Here is a 16,535-nt window from a genome sequence, read left to right on the forward strand (position 1 = left end):
CGCACTGCTCCGTACGAGGACGGCGCCCGGGTCAGACGCGCAGCTCGCGCGCCTCGAAGCGGCCCTCTCCGAGGGCCAGCACGAAGGTGACCTGCTGGCCCTCGGAGAGGGCGCGGACGCCGTCCTCGATGTCCTCGGCCCGGAAGTAGACGGGTTCCTCGGATCCGACGGGCAGGACGAACCCGTAGCCGGCGCGGCGGTTGAAGGACTGCACGAATCCGGTGGTGCGGTTGTCCACGGCGACCTCCTTCGCTCCGGGCGCGCACGGCGCCCCACCGGATCTGTACCCCGTACGGGACGCGTCCGCCAGCCGGACCGGAGGCCGGAAGGAGCAGCTCAGAAGACGGAGAGGCCGGTGATGGTGGTGAAGCGGTCGAGGGCGGCGACCCCGGCGACCGAGTTGCCCCGCTCGTCGAGGCCCGGGCTCCACACGCACAGGGTGCAGCGGCCGGGCACGACGGCGATGATGCCGCCGCCGACCCCGCTCTTGCCGGGGAGGCCCACCCGGTAGGCGAAGTCGCCGGCGGCGTCGTAGGTGCCGCAGGTGAGCATGACGGCGTTGATCTGCTTGGCCTGGCTGCGGGTGAGCAGCCGGCTGCCGTCGGCGCGGATGCCGTGCCGGGCCAGGAAGCCGGTGGCGACGGCGAGGTCGGCGCAGGACGCCTCGACCGAGCACTGCCGGAAGTACTCGCGCAGCAGGGTGGGTACGGGCGTGCTGATGTTGTCGTACGAGGCCATGAAGTGGGCGAGGGCCGCGTTGCGGTCGCCGTGCTCGGTCTCGGAGGCGGCCACGTCCCGGTCGAAGTCGAGGTCGTCGTTGCCGCTCTCGGCGCGCAGGAAGTCCCGCAGCACGCCGGAGGCGTCGCCGGTGAGCCGGTGCAGCCGGTCGGTGACGACGAGCGCGCCCGCGTTGATGAACGGGTTGCGGGGGATGCCCCGCTCGTACTCCAGCTGCACGAGGGAGTTGAAGGGGTTGCCGGAGGGCTCGCGGCCCACGTGCTCCCACAGCGCGTCGCCCTCCTTGGCGAGGGCGAGCGCGAGGCTGAAGACCTTCGTGACGGACTGGGTGGAGAAGGGCCGCTGCCACTCCCCCACGCCGTACACCCGGCCGTCCAGCTCGGCGACGGCCATCCCGAAGCGGTGCGGGTCGCCGGCCGCGAGCGCCGGAATGTAGTCGGCGGGGCGGCCCCGGCCGACCAGGCCCTCGATCTCCTCGGCGACGCGTTCGAGGACGGGAAGGAACGACTGCATCATGATCGTATTGTGCCGCTCCCGGCGGGGAGCGGAGCGGCGGCCCAACCATGGCCCCTGTCGGTCCCGGGTGCCATGATCATCGGATCGCCCACCGGCCCCGGTCCAGCAGCAGGGAGAGAACGCCGTGCCCGAGAATCCCGTGTCGGAGAGCCCCGTGCCCGAGAGCCCCGCGTCGGAGAAGGCCGTGCCGGGCGATCCCTCCGCCCCGTTCCGGCTCCACCCCGGGGCCGCCGACTCGCCGGTCCTCCTCCACGTCCCGCACTCCGCGCGGGAGATACCGGCCGCGGTGCGGGCCGGCATCGTCCTCGACGACACGGCGCTCGGCCGCGAGCTGGACCACATCACCGACGCCCACACCGCGGAGATCGCCGCCCGCGCCGCCTCGGCGGCGGGCCGGACGCCCTGGCGGTTCGTGAACGGGCTCTCCCGGCTGGTGGTGGACCCCGAGCGGTTCCCGGACGAGCGGGAGGAGATGCTCGCCGTCGGCATGGGCGCGGTGTACACGCGCACCACCCACGGCGAGGAGCTGCGGCCGGCCGCCTTCGACGGACGGCCGCTGGTCGAGCGGTACTTCGAGCCGTACGCGCGGGCCATGACCGAGGCGGTCGCCGGCCGCCTCGCCGCGACCGGGCGGGCGGTGGTCGTGGACGTCCACTCGTACCCGACCCGGGCCCTCCCGTACGAACTGCACGGGGAGGGTCCGAGGCCGCCCGTCTGCCTGGGCACGGATCCGTTCCACACCCCCGGGTGGCTCCTGGAGGCGGCCCGGGAGGCGTTCGCCGGGTTCGGCGGCACGGGGATCGACAGCCCCTTCGCGGGGACGTACGTGCCGCTGCGGCACTACGGGCGGGACCCGGAGGTCAGCGCCCTGATGGTGGAGATCCGCCGGGACGTGTACATGGCCGAGCCGGGCGGCGCGGCCGGGCCCGGGCTCGGCGCCCTCGCGGACGCCCTGGCCGCGCTCGTCGACCGGGTGTCCGCGCGGGAGGCGTGAGCCCGCCGGCCGGGCTCAGCCGGCGACGCGGGCCATCCACTCCTCCACCTCGGCGGAGGTGCGGGGCAGGGCGGCCGACAGGTTCTCGTGGCCGTCCTCGGTGACCAGCAGGTCGTCCTCGATGCGGACGCCGATGCCCCGCCACTCCTCGGGCACGGTCAGGTCGTCGGGCTGGAAGTAGAGGCCCGGCTCGACGGTGAGGACCATGCCCGGCGCCAGGAAGCCGTCGACGTACTCCTCGTTCCGCGCGGAGGCGCAGTCGTGCACGTCGAGGCCGAGCATGTGGCCGGTGCCGGCCATGGTGAAGCGGCGCTGGAGACCGAGCTCGTACGCGCGGTCCACCGGGCCCTCGATGAAGCCCCACTCGACCAGCCGGGCCGCCAGGTGCCGCTGGGCCGCCTCGTGGAAGGCGCGGTAGGGGGCACCGGGCTTCACGGCGTCGAAGCCGGCCTGCTGGGCCTCGTACACGGCGTCGTAGACCTGGCGCTGGACGGGGCTGAAGGTGCCGCTGATGGGGAGGGTGCGGGTGACGTCGGCGGTGTAGAGCGAGTGGGTCTCCACGCCGGCGTCGAAGAGCAGCAGCTCGCCGGGGCGGACCGGGCCGTCGTTGGCCGTCCAGTGCATGATCGTGGCGTGGTCGCCCGCGGCGCAGATGGAGCCGTAGCCGACCGAGTTGCCCTCCAGGCGGGCGCGGCGGAAGAAGGTGCCCTCGATCCACCGCTCGGAGGTGGCGACGGCGGTGGAGAGGTCGCCGATGGCGTCGGTGAAGCCGCGCACGGTGGAGTCGACCGCCTTGCGAAGCTCGCCGATCTCCCAGGCGTCCTTGACCAGGCGCAGCTCGCTGAGGGCGTCCTCCAGCTCGGTGTCCCGCTCCTCGTCGGTGGTGACGACCCCCTCCAGGGCGGCGTCGACGCCGCGGACGATCCGGGTGGGCACCCCGGCGCCATCGGCCAGCCGCGCGGGGAGCTCGCGGACGTCCCGGCAGGGCAGTCCGAGGACGCGCTCGGCCTCGGCGAGGGAGAGCCGGCGGCCCATCCAGAGTTCGGCGGTGTAGCCGATCCAGAAGGTGTCGTCGTCGCGGCCGTCGCGCGGCAGCACGTAGCAGTACGCCTCGTGGCCGCCGTCGGCCCGCGGCTCCAGGACGAGCGCGCAGTCGCGGGCCTGGTCGCCGGTCATGTGGACGTAGGCGGAGTGCGGGCGGAAGGGGTACGTGTCGTCGTTCGAGCGCACCTTGAGGTTGCCGGAGGGGACCACCAGGCGCTCGCCGGGGAACCGCGCGGAGAGCGCGGCCCGGCGGGCGGCGGCGTACGGCGCCTGCTCGGACGGGACCAGGTCGTGCCGCTCGGTGTCGGCCCAGCCGGTCCGCATCAGGGCGGAGAGCTCCTCGGAGATGCCGTCGTACAGGCCGTTCTTGCGACCCTTCGCCACGTCGTGCTCCTTCGTCGTGAATGCCTCGGGGAACCGCCGGTCGTCGGCGGCTCACGGACCGTAGCCCGCCGTCCGGGCCGATGGGGCCCAGGAGTGCCAGTGGCACGGATCGGACACCGGGAGCGTCCGGGGGCACTCAGAATGGGTGTCATGGCGAACGCGAGACTGGGCGAGGCCCTGCGGCTCCTGGGCCTCGGCGAGGGGGCGGCGCGGGTGTACGACGCGCTCCTGGAGCGGGCCCCGGCACCGCTGGAGGCGATCGGCGCGGCGGCCGGGCTCGACGGGCCGGCGCTGACGGAGGCGTACGGGGAACTGGTCGACGCGGGGCTGGCGAGCGCGGCGGAGGCCGGCGACCCGGTGGCGCCGGTGCCGCCGGCGGCGGGCCTGGAGATCCTGGGCCGGCACCGGGCGGCGGAGCTGGACGAGTCCCGGATCACGGTGGGCGGCGCCTTCGAGGCGTTCCGGCGGCAGCGGCTCGCCGCGCACGACGACCTGGTCGAGGTGGTGACCGGGGAGGCGATCGGGCCCCGGATGCGGCAGGCGTGGGCGAGCGCCCGGCGGCAGATCCGGCAGCTGGACTCGCCGCCGTACTTCGCCGTCCCCGGCGCCACCGACGACGCCCTCGCGACCCTCGCCCGGGGCGTCACCCAGCGGGTCATCTACTCCCGGGCCTCGCTGGAGCAGCCGGGCCATCTGGAGCGGTCGATCGAGCCGGTGATCGCGGCCGGCGAGCAGGCCCGGGTGCTGCCCTCCGTACCGGTCAAGCTGGTGATCATCGACGAGGCGTACGCGCTGGTGTCACTGTCGATCCGGGAGGCCGACGTGTTCACCACGATGCTGGTGGTGCAGCCGTGCGGACTGCTCTCGGCGCTGGTGGCGCTCTTCGAGCAGTCCTGGCGGGACGCGCTGCCCTTCCACGGCCGCACCGCGCTCCCGGGCGGGCTCGGGCCGGCCGACCGGCGGCTGCTGTGGCTGCTGGCCGCGGGTGCGGCGGACGAGGTGATCGCCCGGGAGATCGGCGTCAGCCGCCGCACCCTCTTCCGCCGGATCCAGGTCCTGATGGCCCGGCTGGGCGCCGGCAACCGTTTCCAGCTGGCGCTCCAGGCCCAGCGGCACGGCTGGCTCTGACCGCTCGGGTCAGTCGCCCAGGTGCTTGCGCAGGAAGGTGTACATCAGGGCCTTGTTGCGGGCCGCCTGCGCGTTGTCGGTGGCGCCGGCGTGCCCGCCGCCGGTGTTCTCGTGGAAGAGCACCGGGTGGCCCAGCTCGCGCAGCCGCGCCGCCGCCTTCCGCGCGTGGCCGGGGTGGACCCGGTCGTCGCGGGTGGAGGTGGTGAGCAGCACCGGCGGGTAGGGCGCGTCGGCGGTGAGCCGGTGGTACGGGGAGAGCTCGCGCAGGTGCGGCAGGTCGGCCTCGTCGTCGGGGTCGCCGTACTCGGCGATCCAGGAGGCGCCGGCCAGCAGCTTGTGGAAGCGGACCATGTCGAGCAGCGGCACCTGGCAGACGATCGCGCCGAACAGCTCCGGGTAGCGGGTGAGCATGGCGCCCATGAGGAGGCCGCCGTTGCTGCCGCCGGCCGCGCCGAGCTGCGCCGGGGTGGTGATGCCGCGGGCCACGAGGTCGCGGGCGACGGCCGCGAAGTCCTCGAAGGCCCGGTGCCGGCGGGCGCCGAGCGCGGCCTGGTGCCAGTCGGGGCCGTACTCGCCGCCGCCGCGGATGTTGGCGATGACGTACGTGCCGCCGGTCTCCAGCCAGCCGCGGCCGGTGAGGGCCGCGTACGAGGGGGTGAGGGAGACCTCGAAGCCACCGTAGCCGTACAGCAGGGCGGGGCCGGGTCCCTGGGAGCGGTCGGGGCCGATGACGAAGTACGGGACGCGGGTCCCGTCCTCCGAGACGGCGAACGCCTGCTCGACGGAGAGGCCCGAGGTGTCGAAGCGGGCCGGGGCCTGCCGGAGGATCTCGGTGTCGCCGCCGATGGTGCCGCGGGTGAGGGTGGAGGGCTGGAGGAAGCCGGAGACGTCGAGGAAGTACTCGTCGGAGACGTCCGGGTCGGTGTCGGTGACCGCGACCGCCGACAGCGGCGGGACGTCGGCGAGCGGGGCGCGCGACCAGCCGCCCTCCTCGCGCGGGGTGAGCACCTCGATGCGGGTGCTGACGTCCCGCATGGTCTCCAGGATCAGGTGGTGCCGGGTCCAGGAGTGGCCGGCGAGGGCGGTCCGCTCGTCCGGGGCGAAGAGGACCTCGGCGGTGCGGTCGCCGGCCAGGAAGGCGTCGAAGCCGAAGGCGAGCAGGGCGCCGGCGGGGTGTCCGAGCCAGGGCGACTTGAGGGTGACGACGAGGTGCCGGCGGTGGGCGTAGACCTCGGCGTCCTCCGGGACCTCGATCCGCACCAGCCGGTCGTCGGCGGTGAGGAGGTGGGTCTCGCTGCGGAAGAAGTCGAGGGAGCGGCCGACGAAGGACCGTTCGTGGCCGGGGGTGGCGTCGTGCCAGGCCCAGGCGGAGACGTCGGCGGGCTCGCCCTCGAAGACGGTGGGGGCCTCGGCGAGCGGGGTGCCGCGCCGCCAGCGGCGGACCGTGCGGGGGTAGCCGGCGTCGGTGAGCGAGCCGGGGCCGTGGTCGGTGCCGACGAAGACGGTGTCGGCGTCGATCCAGCCGATGCTGGTCTTGGCCTCGGGGACGGTGAAGCCGCCGTCCACGAAGGCGCGGGTCTCCAGGTCGAACTCGCGGACCACGGTGGCGTCGCCGCCGTCCCGGGAGAGGCTGACGAGCGCCCGGTCGTGGGCGGGCCGGCGGACCCTGGCCCCGGCCCACACCCACTTCTCGCCCTCGGCGTCGGCGAGCGCGTCCACGTCGAGGAGCGTCTCCCACTCGGGGGCGTCCTTGCGGTACTGCTCCAGGGTGGTGCGCCGCCACAGGCCCCGTACGTGCTCGGCGTCCTGCCAGAAGTTGTAGAGCCAGGGGCCTCGGCGGGTGGTGTACGGGATGCGGTCGACGGCGTCGAGCACCTCGCGCAGGCGGTCGGCGAAGGCGTCGAAGCCGGGCCCGGCGGCGAGCTCGGCCTCGGTCTCCGCGTTCCGCTCGGCCACCCAGGCGAGGGCGGCCTCGCCGTCGACGTCTTCCAGCCACAGGTACGGGTCGTCATGGTTCACGCGTGCCATTGTCCCCCGGCGCCCGCCGGAGCCGGTCCGGTCAGTCGGCGGTCTCCTTGTGCACCTGGGTGCCGTCGGCGTCGACGGCGAGGTAGCCGGTCGCGGAGTAGTCGTTGGTGCGGTAGACGAGGAGGGTGGGGCGGTCCTTGTTGAAGGTCCAGCGCTCGGCGATCAGGTACCGCGAGGTGGGCGACTCGACCTTGAGCTCGCGGTCGGCGCGCTCGGCCAGCTCCGGCAGGTCGTCCCAGGGCATCCGTGTCGGGTCGAACGGCTGCTCGTCGGGATCGGAGGAGCTGATGGTGCCGCCGACGCCCTGTCGGCTGACCTTGCCGTCCCGGTAGATGTACCGGTCGTAGGTGCTGGCGCCGGGCTTGGTGGGGATTTCGGCGACGGCGTACTCCTCGTAGACGACCAGTTGCTTGACGGTGGACACACCGGTGGCGTCACGGAAGGCGGCGACGGCGGTGCGGACGCCCGCGGGGGTGAGGTGGGAGCCGGCGGTGGTCGTGGGGGCGGTGTTCGTGGGGGCCGTGCCGGCCGTGCTGCCGGGTGAGGCGGTCGAGCCGGTCGAGCCGGTGGAGCCGGTGGAGCCGGTCTGTTTGCCGTCGCCGGTGCCGAGGCCGAGGCCGCCGGTGCCGCCGCCGTCGCCGCCCTTCGGGAGCACCTGGACGAGGGCGAGGGCGAAGAGCGCCGCCGCGAGGACGAGTCCGCCCGTGAGCCTGGCGACGCGCTTGCGCCGGTCGGGGACGCGGGCCGGGACGGGCCGGGGGCGGGCGGGCCCGGCGTACGGGTGTGGCGGGGGCGCCGGGTACGCGACGGGGGTCGGCGGGCCGAAGCCGGCGGGCACGGCGTCGGCGGGGGCGGCCGCCGCCTCGGCGAGGAGGCGGTCGAGTTCGGCGGCGTCCGGGCGCAGCGCGGGGTCGCGGACGAGGAGCCGGGTGAGGACGGGGCCGAGGGCGCCGGACCGGACCGGCGGCGGGATCGGGTCGTCGAGGACGGCGACGACGGTGGCGAGGCTGGTGGCGCGGCGCAGCGGGTGGTGGCCCTCGGTCGCCACGTACAGGAGCATGCCGAGCGACCACAGGTCGGAGGCCGGGTTGCCCTCCTCGCCGCGCACCCGCTCGGGGGCGATGAAGTCGGCGGATCCGATGAGGTCGCCGGAGGCGGTGAGCCGGGAGGTGGCCTCGTCGAACGCGGCGATGCCGAAGTCGGTGAGGACGGCGCCGCCTTCGGCGCGCAGCAGGACGTTGGCCGGTTTGACGTCGCGGTGCTGGATGCCGGCGGCGTGGGCGGCGCGCAGCGCCCCGAGGACCTGCCGGCCGAGGGTGATGGCCTCGGGGACGGGGAGCGGACCGGCGGCGAGCCGGTCGGCGACGGAGTTCCCCTCGACGAGTTCCATGACGATCCACGGGGCGGAGCCGTCGGCGGGCTCGACGATGTGGTGGACCGTCACGACGTGCGGGTGGGAGAGGCGGGCCAGCGCGCGGGCCTCGCGGATCGCCCGGGCCCGCAGCTGGGCCGTCAGGCCGGGGTGCGCCTCCTCGGCGGCAGGGTCCGGCGGGCGGACCTCCTTGAGGGCGACGTCCCGGTCGAGGGCGATGTCGCGGGCCCGCCACACGGTGCCCATGCCGCCGCTGCCCAGCCGGGAGACCAGCCGGAACCGTCCGTCGACGAGAGGTCTGCCGCCGTCGTCACTCGTGTTCATGAGCGATCATCGTAGGCGGCCCGGGTGACAGCCGGGGTCCGGGCGGCGCACCGCCCGGACCGGCGGGGTCAGGGCTTCATCTCGTAGGCGCCGGAGAGGGCCTCGACGCGGGCCCAGACACGGGCGGTGCGGGCCTCGTCGACGGCGGGGCGGCGGACCGCGCCGAGCGCCCACCGCTGCTGCGCCTCGGTGGCGGAGTCCTTGCCGTGGAGTTCGACGGCGTGGGCGGAGAAGTCGCGGACGAGGACGGCGAACAGCTCGTCGAGGACGTCGTCGTCGAGGCCGGTGAGGGCGGCCTGCTCCAGGACGAGCTGGGCGTGGACGACGAGCGCGAAGAGCTGGCCGACGGCGAGGAGCAGGTCGAGGTCGCGGCTCTGGGCCTCGTCGGGGGCGGCGGTGCGGACGAAGTCGCACAGGGCGTCGGCCTGTTCGCGGAAGCGGGCGACGTTCGGGAGCCGGTCGTACGCGTCGAAGGCGGGCCGCCAGTCGTGGAAGCGGACGGAGCCGAGGCCGCGGGCGGGGCCCTGGCGGAAGAGGAAGGCGTCGTCGGCGGCGTCGACGCGGGTGGGGACGGCCGGCTGGTCGACCGGGTCCAGGAGGTGGTTGCGGAGGAACTTGAGGATCAGGGCGAGGTTGACGTGGACCGTGCCCTCCAGCTTGGGCAGTCCGCGGATCTCGACGGCGGCCTGGGCGAAGTAGTTGTCCTTCTCGAAGCCCTTGGCGGCGATGACGTCCCACATGAGGTCGATGACCTTCTCGCCCTCGGTGGTCACCTTCATCTTCGTCATGGGGTTGAAGAGGAGGTAGCGGCGGTCGTCGGGGCCGGCGGTGCGGAAGTAGTCGACGGCGCGGTCGCTGAAGAGCTTCATGCCGGCCAGCCGGACGTAGGCGTCGGTGAGTTCGCGCCGCACGTGCGGGAAGGCGGTGACGGGGCGGCCGTAGAGGACGCGGTTGTGGGCGTGGGTGACGGCCTCGTACATCGCGTGCTCGCAGATGCCGATGGAGGCGGTGCAGAGGTTGAACTTGCCGACGTTGACGGTGTTGAGGGCGGCGTCGAAGGCGGCGCGGCCGGTGTGCAGGACGTCCCCGGCGGCGACCGGGTACTCCTCCAGGCGGAACTCGCTGACGAACTTGGAGGAGTCGACGACGTTCTTGACCAGGTGGTAGGCCGGGTGGCGGCTGTCGGCGGCGAAGAAGACATAGCCGTCGGGGCCCTCGACGTCGGTGCGGCGGCCGAAGACGGAGACGAGCCCGGCCTTGTTGCCGTTGCCGATGTAGTACTTGGAGCCGGTGGCGCGGAAGCCGCCCTCGCCGTCGGGCGTGAGCAGCATGTCGGTGGAGTAGATGTCGGCGCCGTGCGTCTTCTCGGAGAGGCCGAAGGCGAACACCTCGCCCTGGTCGAGGAGTTCGGCGGCGCGGGCGCGGGCGGCGGCGTTGTCGCTCTGCCAGACCGGGCCGAGGCCGAGGATGGTGACCTGCCAGGCGTACCAGTAGTCGAGGCCGTAGAAGCCGAGGATCTCGTTGAGGGCGGCGATGCGGGCGGTGTCCCAGCGCTTGTCGCCCTGGCCCTCGCCGGCCTCGGCGGCGGGGGTCAGGAAGGTGGCGAAGAGCCCTTCCTTCGCGGCGAATTCGAGGAAGTCGCCGAGCCAGGCACGGGTGCGGTAGTCCTCGATGATCCGGCGCTTGCCGCGCTCCTCGAACCAGTCGACGGTGGCGCGCAGCAGCCGGCGGGTCTCGGGGTCGAAGTGCGCGGGGTCGTAGGTGCGCGGGTTGAACAGCAGCGCGTCGGCCATGGGGTACCGCCTTGGGTGCGAGGGGTGGATGAGGGTGGGCGCGGGGTCCGGGTGGGGGTGCCGCTCAGAACCTGCGCAGGGTGGCGAGGACGTCGTCGAGCCAGCCGATCATCATGCGCTCGTACGCGATGCCGCCGCGCAGCACGGCGTGCTGGAGCTCACGTTCGGCGTCGGGCGGGGTGGCGTCGTCCGGTCGCGGCGGGAAGTCCCGGGCCTCGCCCGCGAGGTAGTGGGCGAGGCGGTCGGTGTGGGCCTGCCGGTGCCGCTCGACCTCGCGGACCAGGCCGGCGGGGTCGTCGAAGGCGGCGCCGCGGATCTTGACGGCGAGGTCGTGCCGGACGCTCTCGGGCTCGATCGGCTCGCGCAGCCAGGAGCTGAGGGCCGCGTGCCCGAGATCGGCGACGGAGTACTCCTTCTTGTCCGGCCGCCCCTGCTGGGGGACGTCGCGGGCGGCGACCCAGCCGTCGTTCTCCATCCGCTTGAGGACGCGGTAGATCTGCTGGTGGGTGGCGGTCCAGAAGTAGCCGATGGACCGCTCGAACCGGCGGGCCAGTTCGTATCCGGACCCCGGCTTCTCCAGCAGGGACACGAGGATCGCGTGTTCGAGCGCCATGCCCCCGATCCTGCTATGCAACTGGTTGCATAGCAAGGCGGGCGCCCGCCGATGAGACGCGCCTCACGCCGTCTGGAAGACCGGTGCGAGCACCTCCGCCAGGCGCCGCTTCAGCGCTTCCGCGTGGTGGGGGCGGACGAGGACGGACGCGTCGCCCGGGGTCCGTACGCCGGTGTCGGCGAGCAGGTACAGCATGCGGAGGGTGCGCATGGCGTTGGAGGTGTGCGCGGCCGTGGTGGGGGCGCCGCGACGGCCGGCGGCGAAGTCCGTCTCGATCGCGTCCAGCCAGCGGACGGCGTCGGCCTCGGAGAGTTCCGGCCGGGTCAGGGTGCGGGCGATGCCCTGGGCGAGCCGGTCGTCCTCCTGCTGGGCGAAGAGCTGGTCGGTCGGGGCGACGAGCCGGTCCGCGGCGAGGTCGAGCATCGAGGTCGGGTCGACGTCCGGGTGGAGCCCGAAGGAGCCCAGCAGGTCGGCGCCGTGGGCGACGGCGTGCAGCCAGCCGAGCCGCGGGTCGTGTCCCCGCAGGTCCGTCTCGGCCGGGTACCAGCGCCGGAAGGCGTCGAGCCACGCCGGGTCGAGGTCGCCGCGTCCGACGATCATGTCGAGGACGAGCGGGGCGAAGGTGCGCGCCTGGACCTCGGGGTCGGCGAACCGTGCGGCCATCACCGAGCCGAGCCGGGCGCGCAGGGGGCGGTCGATGACGTCCCGACGGATCCAGGTGCGCAGGACGACGTAGGGGGCGCCGTCGCGGATGTCCGGGTCCGGGTGGCGGAGGGCCTCGGCCAGTTCGGCGGTGAGGGCGGGCAGTTCGGCGGCCGGCGGTGCGGGGCAGTCGTTCCCGTACAGGTGCAGCCAGCGGTCGGCGTCGACCGTCGGCCTGTCGTCGTTCGTGATCACGAGGCAACTGTCGGCGGGGTCCTCCGGCCGGGCAACCGGTTATCGGACGGGCGGGGCGCTGTCCGTGCCGCTGGCTACGCTCGGCGCCATGACTTCGCACCTGGTGGACGCCGCTTGGGACCGCATCGACCGCTGGCTCCTGACGCACGCGCCCCGCACCTTCGCCACGCTGGCGCCGCCGGCGCGGGACGAGGACATCCGCGCGACCGAGCGGGAGTTGGGCGTCACCTTCCCGCCGGAGCTGACGGCGTCGCTGCGCCGCCACGACGGCGCCCGCCCGGGACCGGAGGCGTTCCGCTTCGACAACCACGACCGGCCCCTCGGGCTCCGCGGGATCGTGGAGGCGACCGGCTTCCTGCGGGCGTGCGCGGCGGGCCTGGACGAGGAGGACGCGGACTACTGGCTGCCCTCGTACGTGCAGTTCGGCGCGTACGAGGTCACCGCCGACGGGGTCGTCGTCGACTGTGATCCGCGCGGGAGCGCGTACGGCAGGATCGGCCGTTTCTTCGACGAGACGGGCACCGACTTCAGGACCGCCGACTCCCTGGGCGCGTACCTGACGGAGCAGGCGGACCGGCTGGAGGATCCGGGGCACCCGGCCCCGGTCGTCTTCGCGGGCCGTCTGATCCGGGAGGGTCCGGTCAGGCACCTCCCCGAGTGGCACCCGGCGGACGCCCCGCCGCCCGGCCCCGGCACGGAACTCGCCGATCTCCCCCTCCCCGAGGACCCGGCGGAGCGGCTGAAGGTGGGCCACCTCTACGGCCTGGACGAGCTCGCCGCCCTGGTCGCCACGCTTCCCGCCGAGCGGGTCGCCGCGGCGGCCCGCCGGCAGGCCCGCCGCCTGGCAGCGGAGACCGGGTTCGTGGCGTACCCGGAGATCGCCGGGGCCCTGGACGCGCTGGACGCCGGCGCCCCCGACGCCTCTCCCGACGGCCCGGCGGTGCGGCGGCTGCGCGCCGCGAAGGCGGAGGCGGAGGCTCGCGGCGACACCGTCCGGGCCATGGCGGCGGGCGAACTGGCGCACGCGGTGCGGGGCTCCGTGTACCGGGCGGTCGCGGAGATACCGACGACCCGGGCCCTGTACGTGCCGCTCTGGCGTGACGACCTCCACGCCGACCTCGGCGGCCCGCCGCTCCCGCCGGTCCCCGACGACGCCTTCTGGACGCTGCTCCGCAACCCCGCCATCGACGCGGACGCGTACGCCGACGGGTCCGCCGGGGAGCCGGTCTAGGGCCTCTCCGACCGGTCCGCCCCGCCGCGCCGTGCGTCTCGGGGGGCGGCCGGAGGTTCACGCGGCGGCTTTTGCGGTTACTCGCCCGGCATGGCACCTATCTGGCAGCGCAAGCGCGAGGATCAGCAGCACGAGGGGCGACACCCGGAGGCCGACCGCGGGGGCGGCGCGGGGTCCGGTCCGCAGGAGGGCGGGGAGCACGGGACGCCGGACAAACCCACGGACATGGGACGGAAGTCCTGGGGGGCGGTGCTGAGGCGGACGCTGAAGGAGTTCAAGGACGACGAGCTGGTCGACCGGGCGGCGGCGCTGACGTACTACGGCGTCCTGGCGCTGTTCCCCGCCCTCCTGGTGCTGGTCTCGCTGCTCGGCATCGCGGGCGAGTCGGCGACGCGGGAGGTCCTGGACAACCTCACGAAGCTCACCCCCGGCACCGTGCGGGACATCATCACCGACGCGGTGACCCAACTGCGGTCCTCAGGCGGCACGAGCACCGTGACGGCCGTCCTCGGCCTGGTGGTGGCCCTGTGGTCGGCCTCGGGGTACGTGGCCGCGTTCATCCGCAGCTCCAACGCGGTCTACGACATCCCCGAGGGCCGCCCGGTCTGGAAGGTCACGCCGCTGCGGCTGGTCCTGACGCTGGCGCTCATGCTGCTGGCCTGCCTCAGCGCGCTGCTCGTGGTCCTCACCGGCCCGGTCGCCCAGCAGATCGGCACGGCCCTCGGCATCGGCGACACCGCCCTGACGGTGTGGTCGATCGCCAAATGGCCGGTCCTGGTCCTGCTGGTCACGATCATGATCGCGCTTCTGTACTGGGCCTCGCCCAACGCGCGCGGCCGCGGGTTCGCGTGGGTCACCCCGGGCAGTTTCCTGGCCCTGGTGATCTGGATGATCGCCTCCGCCGGCTTCGCGGTCTACGTGGCGAACTTCGGCTCGTACAACAAAACCTACGGCACCCTCGCCGGAATCGTCATCTTCCTGGTCTGGCTCTGGATCACGAACCTGGCCATCCTGCTCGGCCTGGAGTTCGATGCCGAGCTGACCCGCGAACGTGCCGTCATCGGCGGCCACCCCCCGGACGAGGAGCCCTACGTCGAGCCCCGCGACACCCGCGCGTGGAGCGACGAGCAGCGCGAGGAGCTGGGCGCGCACCGGCCTCGCGGCAGCGGGGGCGAGGACGGGCGCCCGTGATCACGCGGCTCCCGGACGCCCGGACGCCGCACGCGCGTCACGGAACCCGCGCGCTCTCGGATGCGCCGACAGGACGGGGGTAGACGCCCGGCGTGAAGCCGCCGGGACAACGGAGGCGCTCGCCCCCGAGCGCCGTTCCACCGACTCGTAGGAGGCTCCCCATGGCCGTCCGTCATCAGCTCATCCGGCACGCGCCCGCCACGGTCTGGTCCGTACTCGCGGATCCGTCGCTGTACGGCGAGTGGGTGGTGGGAACGTCGCGTTCCGAGCCCCTGGACGGGCCCTGGCCCGAGGTCGGCTCCCGCCTCCGGTACACCGTGCGGCTGGGCCCGTCGTCCGCCGAGGGGACGACGACCGTGCGCCACCAGGAGCTCGGCCGGGAACTGGAGCTGGAGGCCGCGTTCGGGAAGATCGGCACCGCACGGATCTTCCTCCAGCTCCGGCCGTGGGGCGAGGAGACGCTCGTCATCTGTGACGAGCACCCGCTGCGCGGCCCCGCGCGGCACCTGCACACCGCCCTGAGCGAAGCCGCGCTGCAGCTCCGGCACCGGAGCATGCTGGCCCGCCTGGCCGAGGTCGTCGACCACCGGCGGGAGCGGGAACGCGGGACGGCCGGCCGTGCCTGACGCGGTGGTGGTCGGCGCGGGCCCCAACGGTCTCGTGGCCGCGAACCTGCTCGCCGACGCGGGCTGGAGCGTGGAGGTCCTGGAGGCGCAGGACGACCCCGGGGGCGCGGTCCGCAGCGACCGCGGAGTCCATCCGGACCACGTCTCGGACCTCTTCAGCGCCTTCTACCCCCTGGCGGCCGCCTCCCCCGTCCTCGCCCGCCTCGGCCTCGGCTCGGAGGGCCTGCGCTGGAGCCACGCCCCACGGGTCCTCGCCCACCCCCTGCCGGACGGCCGCTGCGCCGTGCTCGAACGCGAGGCCGCCGACACCTGCGCGGGGCTCGCCCGGTTCGCGCCCGCCGACGCGGATGCCTGGCAGCGCATGCACGAGACCTGGCGCCGCCTGGAGCCCGCGGTGCTCTCGGCCCTCTTCACCCCCTTCCCGCCCGTCCGGGCCGGGCTGCGCCTGGCGGCCGGGCTCCGGGCCTCCGGTGGGCTGCGGCTGGCCCGGAACCTGGCGTTGCCGGTACGGCGCCTGGGCGAGGAGGAGTTCCGGGGCGAAGGCGGCCGGCTGCTGCTGGCGGGCAACGCCCTGCACGCCGACCTGGCTCCGGAGGCGGCGGGCAGCGGCGGCTTCGGCTGGCTGATGTCGATGCTCGGCCAGAGTCACGGCTTCCCGGTCCCCGTGGGCGGCGCCGGGGCCCTCACGGCGGCGCTGGTGAACCGCCTGCGGCGCCGGGGCGGCGTCCTGCGGTGCGGGGAGCCCGTCACCTCCGTCGTCGTGCGCGGGGGCACGGCCGTCGGGGTCGTCACCGCGGGCGGGGAGTCCGTCCGGGCCCGGCGGGCGGTGCTGGCCGACACGTCGGCCCCGGCCCTGTACCGGGACCTCGTCGGCGAGGAGCACCTGCCTTCCCGGCTGCTCCGGGATCTGGAGCGCTTCCAGTGGGACTTCGCCACCTTCAAGGTCGACTGGGCGCTGACGGGCCCGGTCCCGTGGACCGCGCAGGGGGCCGTCGGGGCGGGCACCGTCCACCTGGCCGACGGCGTCGACGGCCTGACCCGGTTCGCCGCGCAGATCGCCGCCGGGCACGTGCCCGACGAACCCTTCGTCCTCTTCGGCCAGATGACCACGGCCGACCCGAGCCGCTCCCCCGCCGGCACGGAGTCCGCGTGGGCCTACACCCACCTCCCGCAGCGCATCGCCTCCGACGCCGGCCCCGACGGCATCACCGGCCGCTGGGACGCCCGTGAGGAGCAGGCCATGGCCGCGCGCGTCGAAGCCCAGGTGGAACGCTTCGCACCGGGCTTCCGCGACCTGATCGGGGCCCGCCGGATCCTGGCCCCCACCACCCTCCAGAGCATGGACCGGAACCTGCACAACGGAGCCATCAACAGCGGCACCACGGCCCTGCACCAGCAGCTGTTCTTCCGGCCCACCCCGGGCACGGGCCGACCCGAGACCCCCGTCAGGAACCTGTACCTCGCCTCCGCCGCCGCCCACCCCGGCGGAGGCGTCCACGGCGCCCCCGGCGCGAACGCCGCCCGCGCCGCCCTGCGGGCGTCCGGCCTGCGCACCCTGCTCCACCGCGCCCAGCGCGTCTGACGCCCCCGGCCGACCCGTACGGGTGGCACCGGTCATCGGGAGCGTGTCCGCGGTCCTTCACCGGGTACGCGCCT

General features: G+C 74.4%; 14 protein-coding genes. 6 read left to right on the forward strand and 8 right to left on the reverse strand.

The genetic code is table 11. From position 1 onward, the window contains the following. Positions 1–31: 31 nt before the first annotated feature. Positions 32–238 (reverse strand): cold-shock protein, encoded by a 207-nt coding sequence (locus ABFY03_RS05855; protein WP_319013061.1) that lies wholly within the window; start codon positions 236–238, stop codon positions 32–34. A 98-nt stretch (positions 239–336) separates the two neighbouring features. Further along, the gene (locus ABFY03_RS05860; RefSeq protein ID WP_319013060.1) at positions 337–1,254 is read right to left on the reverse strand and encodes a glutaminase; all 918 of its coding nucleotides are present in this window, start codon (positions 1,252–1,254) and stop codon (positions 337–339) included. Between the two features lie 184 nt (positions 1,255–1,438). Here ABFY03_RS05860 and ABFY03_RS05865 point away from each other — a divergent pair, with 184 nt between their 5' ends. After that, on the forward strand, positions 1,439–2,248 hold the full coding sequence (locus ABFY03_RS05865) for an N-formylglutamate amidohydrolase (RefSeq protein ID WP_346172207.1): 810 nt from the start codon (positions 1,439–1,441) through the stop codon (positions 2,246–2,248). A 15-nt stretch (positions 2,249–2,263) separates the two neighbouring features. Here the strand turns inward: ABFY03_RS05865 and ABFY03_RS05870 are convergent, their stop codons facing one another. Next, positions 2,264–3,676 carry an aminopeptidase P family protein gene (locus ABFY03_RS05870; RefSeq protein WP_346169371.1) on the reverse strand — a complete coding sequence of 471 codons (1,413 nt, stop codon included), beginning with the start codon at positions 3,674–3,676 and terminating at the stop codon, positions 2,264–2,266. A gap of 150 nt (positions 3,677–3,826) precedes the next feature. On the opposite strand from ABFY03_RS05870, the gene ABFY03_RS05875 reads away from it, so the two are divergent. Then, positions 3,827–4,804, forward strand: coding sequence for a LuxR family transcriptional regulator (locus ABFY03_RS05875; RefSeq protein WP_319013058.1), 978 nt, complete (start codon positions 3,827–3,829; stop codon positions 4,802–4,804). A gap of 9 nt (positions 4,805–4,813) precedes the next feature. Here ABFY03_RS05875 and ABFY03_RS05880 read toward each other — a convergent pair whose 3' ends face one another. From ABFY03_RS05880 to ABFY03_RS05900, 5 genes are all read right to left on the reverse strand, one after another. Further along, positions 4,814–6,832: a prolyl oligopeptidase family serine peptidase gene (locus ABFY03_RS05880; protein WP_346169372.1), complete on the reverse strand. Its 2,019-nt coding sequence runs from the start codon at positions 6,830–6,832 to the stop codon at positions 4,814–4,816. Positions 6,833–6,863: 31 nt separating this feature from the next. Next, a complete protein-coding gene (locus ABFY03_RS05885) occupies positions 6,864–8,528 on the reverse strand; it encodes a serine/threonine-protein kinase (RefSeq protein WP_346169373.1) in 1,665 nt (554 codons plus the stop codon). 68 nt (positions 8,529–8,596) lie between these two features. Beyond that, on the reverse strand, positions 8,597–10,321 hold the full coding sequence (locus ABFY03_RS05890; protein ID WP_346169374.1) for an acyl-CoA dehydrogenase family protein: 1,725 nt from the start codon (positions 10,319–10,321) through the stop codon (positions 8,597–8,599). Positions 10,322–10,385: 64 nt separating this feature from the next. Further along, the gene (locus ABFY03_RS05895) at positions 10,386–10,934 is read right to left on the reverse strand and encodes a PadR family transcriptional regulator (RefSeq protein WP_319013054.1); all 549 of its coding nucleotides are present in this window, start codon (positions 10,932–10,934) and stop codon (positions 10,386–10,388) included. Positions 10,935–10,997: 63 nt separating this feature from the next. Beyond that, positions 10,998–11,831, reverse strand: coding sequence for a DUF2785 domain-containing protein (locus ABFY03_RS05900; RefSeq protein ID WP_346169375.1), 834 nt, complete (start codon positions 11,829–11,831; stop codon positions 10,998–11,000). 88 nt (positions 11,832–11,919) lie between these two features. On the opposite strand from ABFY03_RS05900, the gene ABFY03_RS05905 reads away from it, so the two are divergent. From ABFY03_RS05905 to ABFY03_RS05920, 4 genes are all read left to right on the forward strand, one after another. Next, on the forward strand, positions 11,920–13,062 hold the full coding sequence (locus ABFY03_RS05905; RefSeq protein WP_346169376.1) for an SMI1/KNR4 family protein: 1,143 nt from the start codon (positions 11,920–11,922) through the stop codon (positions 13,060–13,062). 90 nt (positions 13,063–13,152) lie between these two features. Then, a complete protein-coding gene (locus tag ABFY03_RS05910; protein WP_346169377.1) occupies positions 13,153–14,253 on the forward strand; it encodes a YihY/virulence factor BrkB family protein in 1,101 nt (366 codons plus the stop codon). Between the two features lie 161 nt (positions 14,254–14,414). Further along, positions 14,415–14,879: an SRPBCC family protein gene (locus ABFY03_RS05915; RefSeq protein WP_319013050.1), complete on the forward strand. Its 465-nt coding sequence runs from the start codon at positions 14,415–14,417 to the stop codon at positions 14,877–14,879. Next, positions 14,872–16,461: a phytoene desaturase family protein gene (locus ABFY03_RS05920; protein WP_346169378.1), complete on the forward strand. Its 1,590-nt coding sequence runs from the start codon at positions 14,872–14,874 to the stop codon at positions 16,459–16,461. The genes ABFY03_RS05915 and ABFY03_RS05920 overlap by 8 nt, the downstream gene beginning before the upstream one ends. Positions 16,462–16,535: the final 74 nt, after the last annotated feature.

This window comes from Streptomyces roseofulvus (assembly GCF_039534915.1).
Classification (GTDB): domain Bacteria; phylum Actinomycetota; class Actinomycetes; order Streptomycetales; family Streptomycetaceae; genus Streptomyces; species Streptomyces roseofulvus.

Coding starts and splice junctions, on each gene's coding strand:
- ABFY03_RS05860 (WP_319013060.1), bottom strand. CDS start 1,254: ATGATGCAGTCGTTCCTTCCCGTCCTCGAACGCGTCGCCGAGGAGATC.
- ABFY03_RS05875 (WP_319013058.1), top strand. CDS start 3,827: ATGGCGAACGCGAGACTGGGCGAGGCCCTGCGGCTCCTGGGCCTCGGC.
- ABFY03_RS05880 (WP_346169372.1), bottom strand. CDS start 6,832: ATGGCACGCGTGAACCATGACGACCCGTACCTGTGGCTGGAAGACGTC.
- ABFY03_RS05885 (WP_346169373.1), bottom strand. CDS start 8,528: ATGAACACGAGTGACGACGGCGGCAGACCTCTCGTCGACGGACGGTTC.
- ABFY03_RS05890 (WP_346169374.1), bottom strand. CDS start 10,321: ATGGCCGACGCGCTGCTGTTCAACCCGCGCACCTACGACCCCGCGCAC.
- ABFY03_RS05895 (WP_319013054.1), bottom strand. CDS start 10,934: ATGGCGCTCGAACACGCGATCCTCGTGTCCCTGCTGGAGAAGCCGGGG.
- ABFY03_RS05905 (WP_346169376.1), top strand. CDS start 11,920: ATGACTTCGCACCTGGTGGACGCCGCTTGGGACCGCATCGACCGCTGG.
- ABFY03_RS05910 (WP_346169377.1), top strand. CDS start 13,153: ATGGCACCTATCTGGCAGCGCAAGCGCGAGGATCAGCAGCACGAGGGG.
- ABFY03_RS05915 (WP_319013050.1), top strand. CDS start 14,415: ATGGCCGTCCGTCATCAGCTCATCCGGCACGCGCCCGCCACGGTCTGG.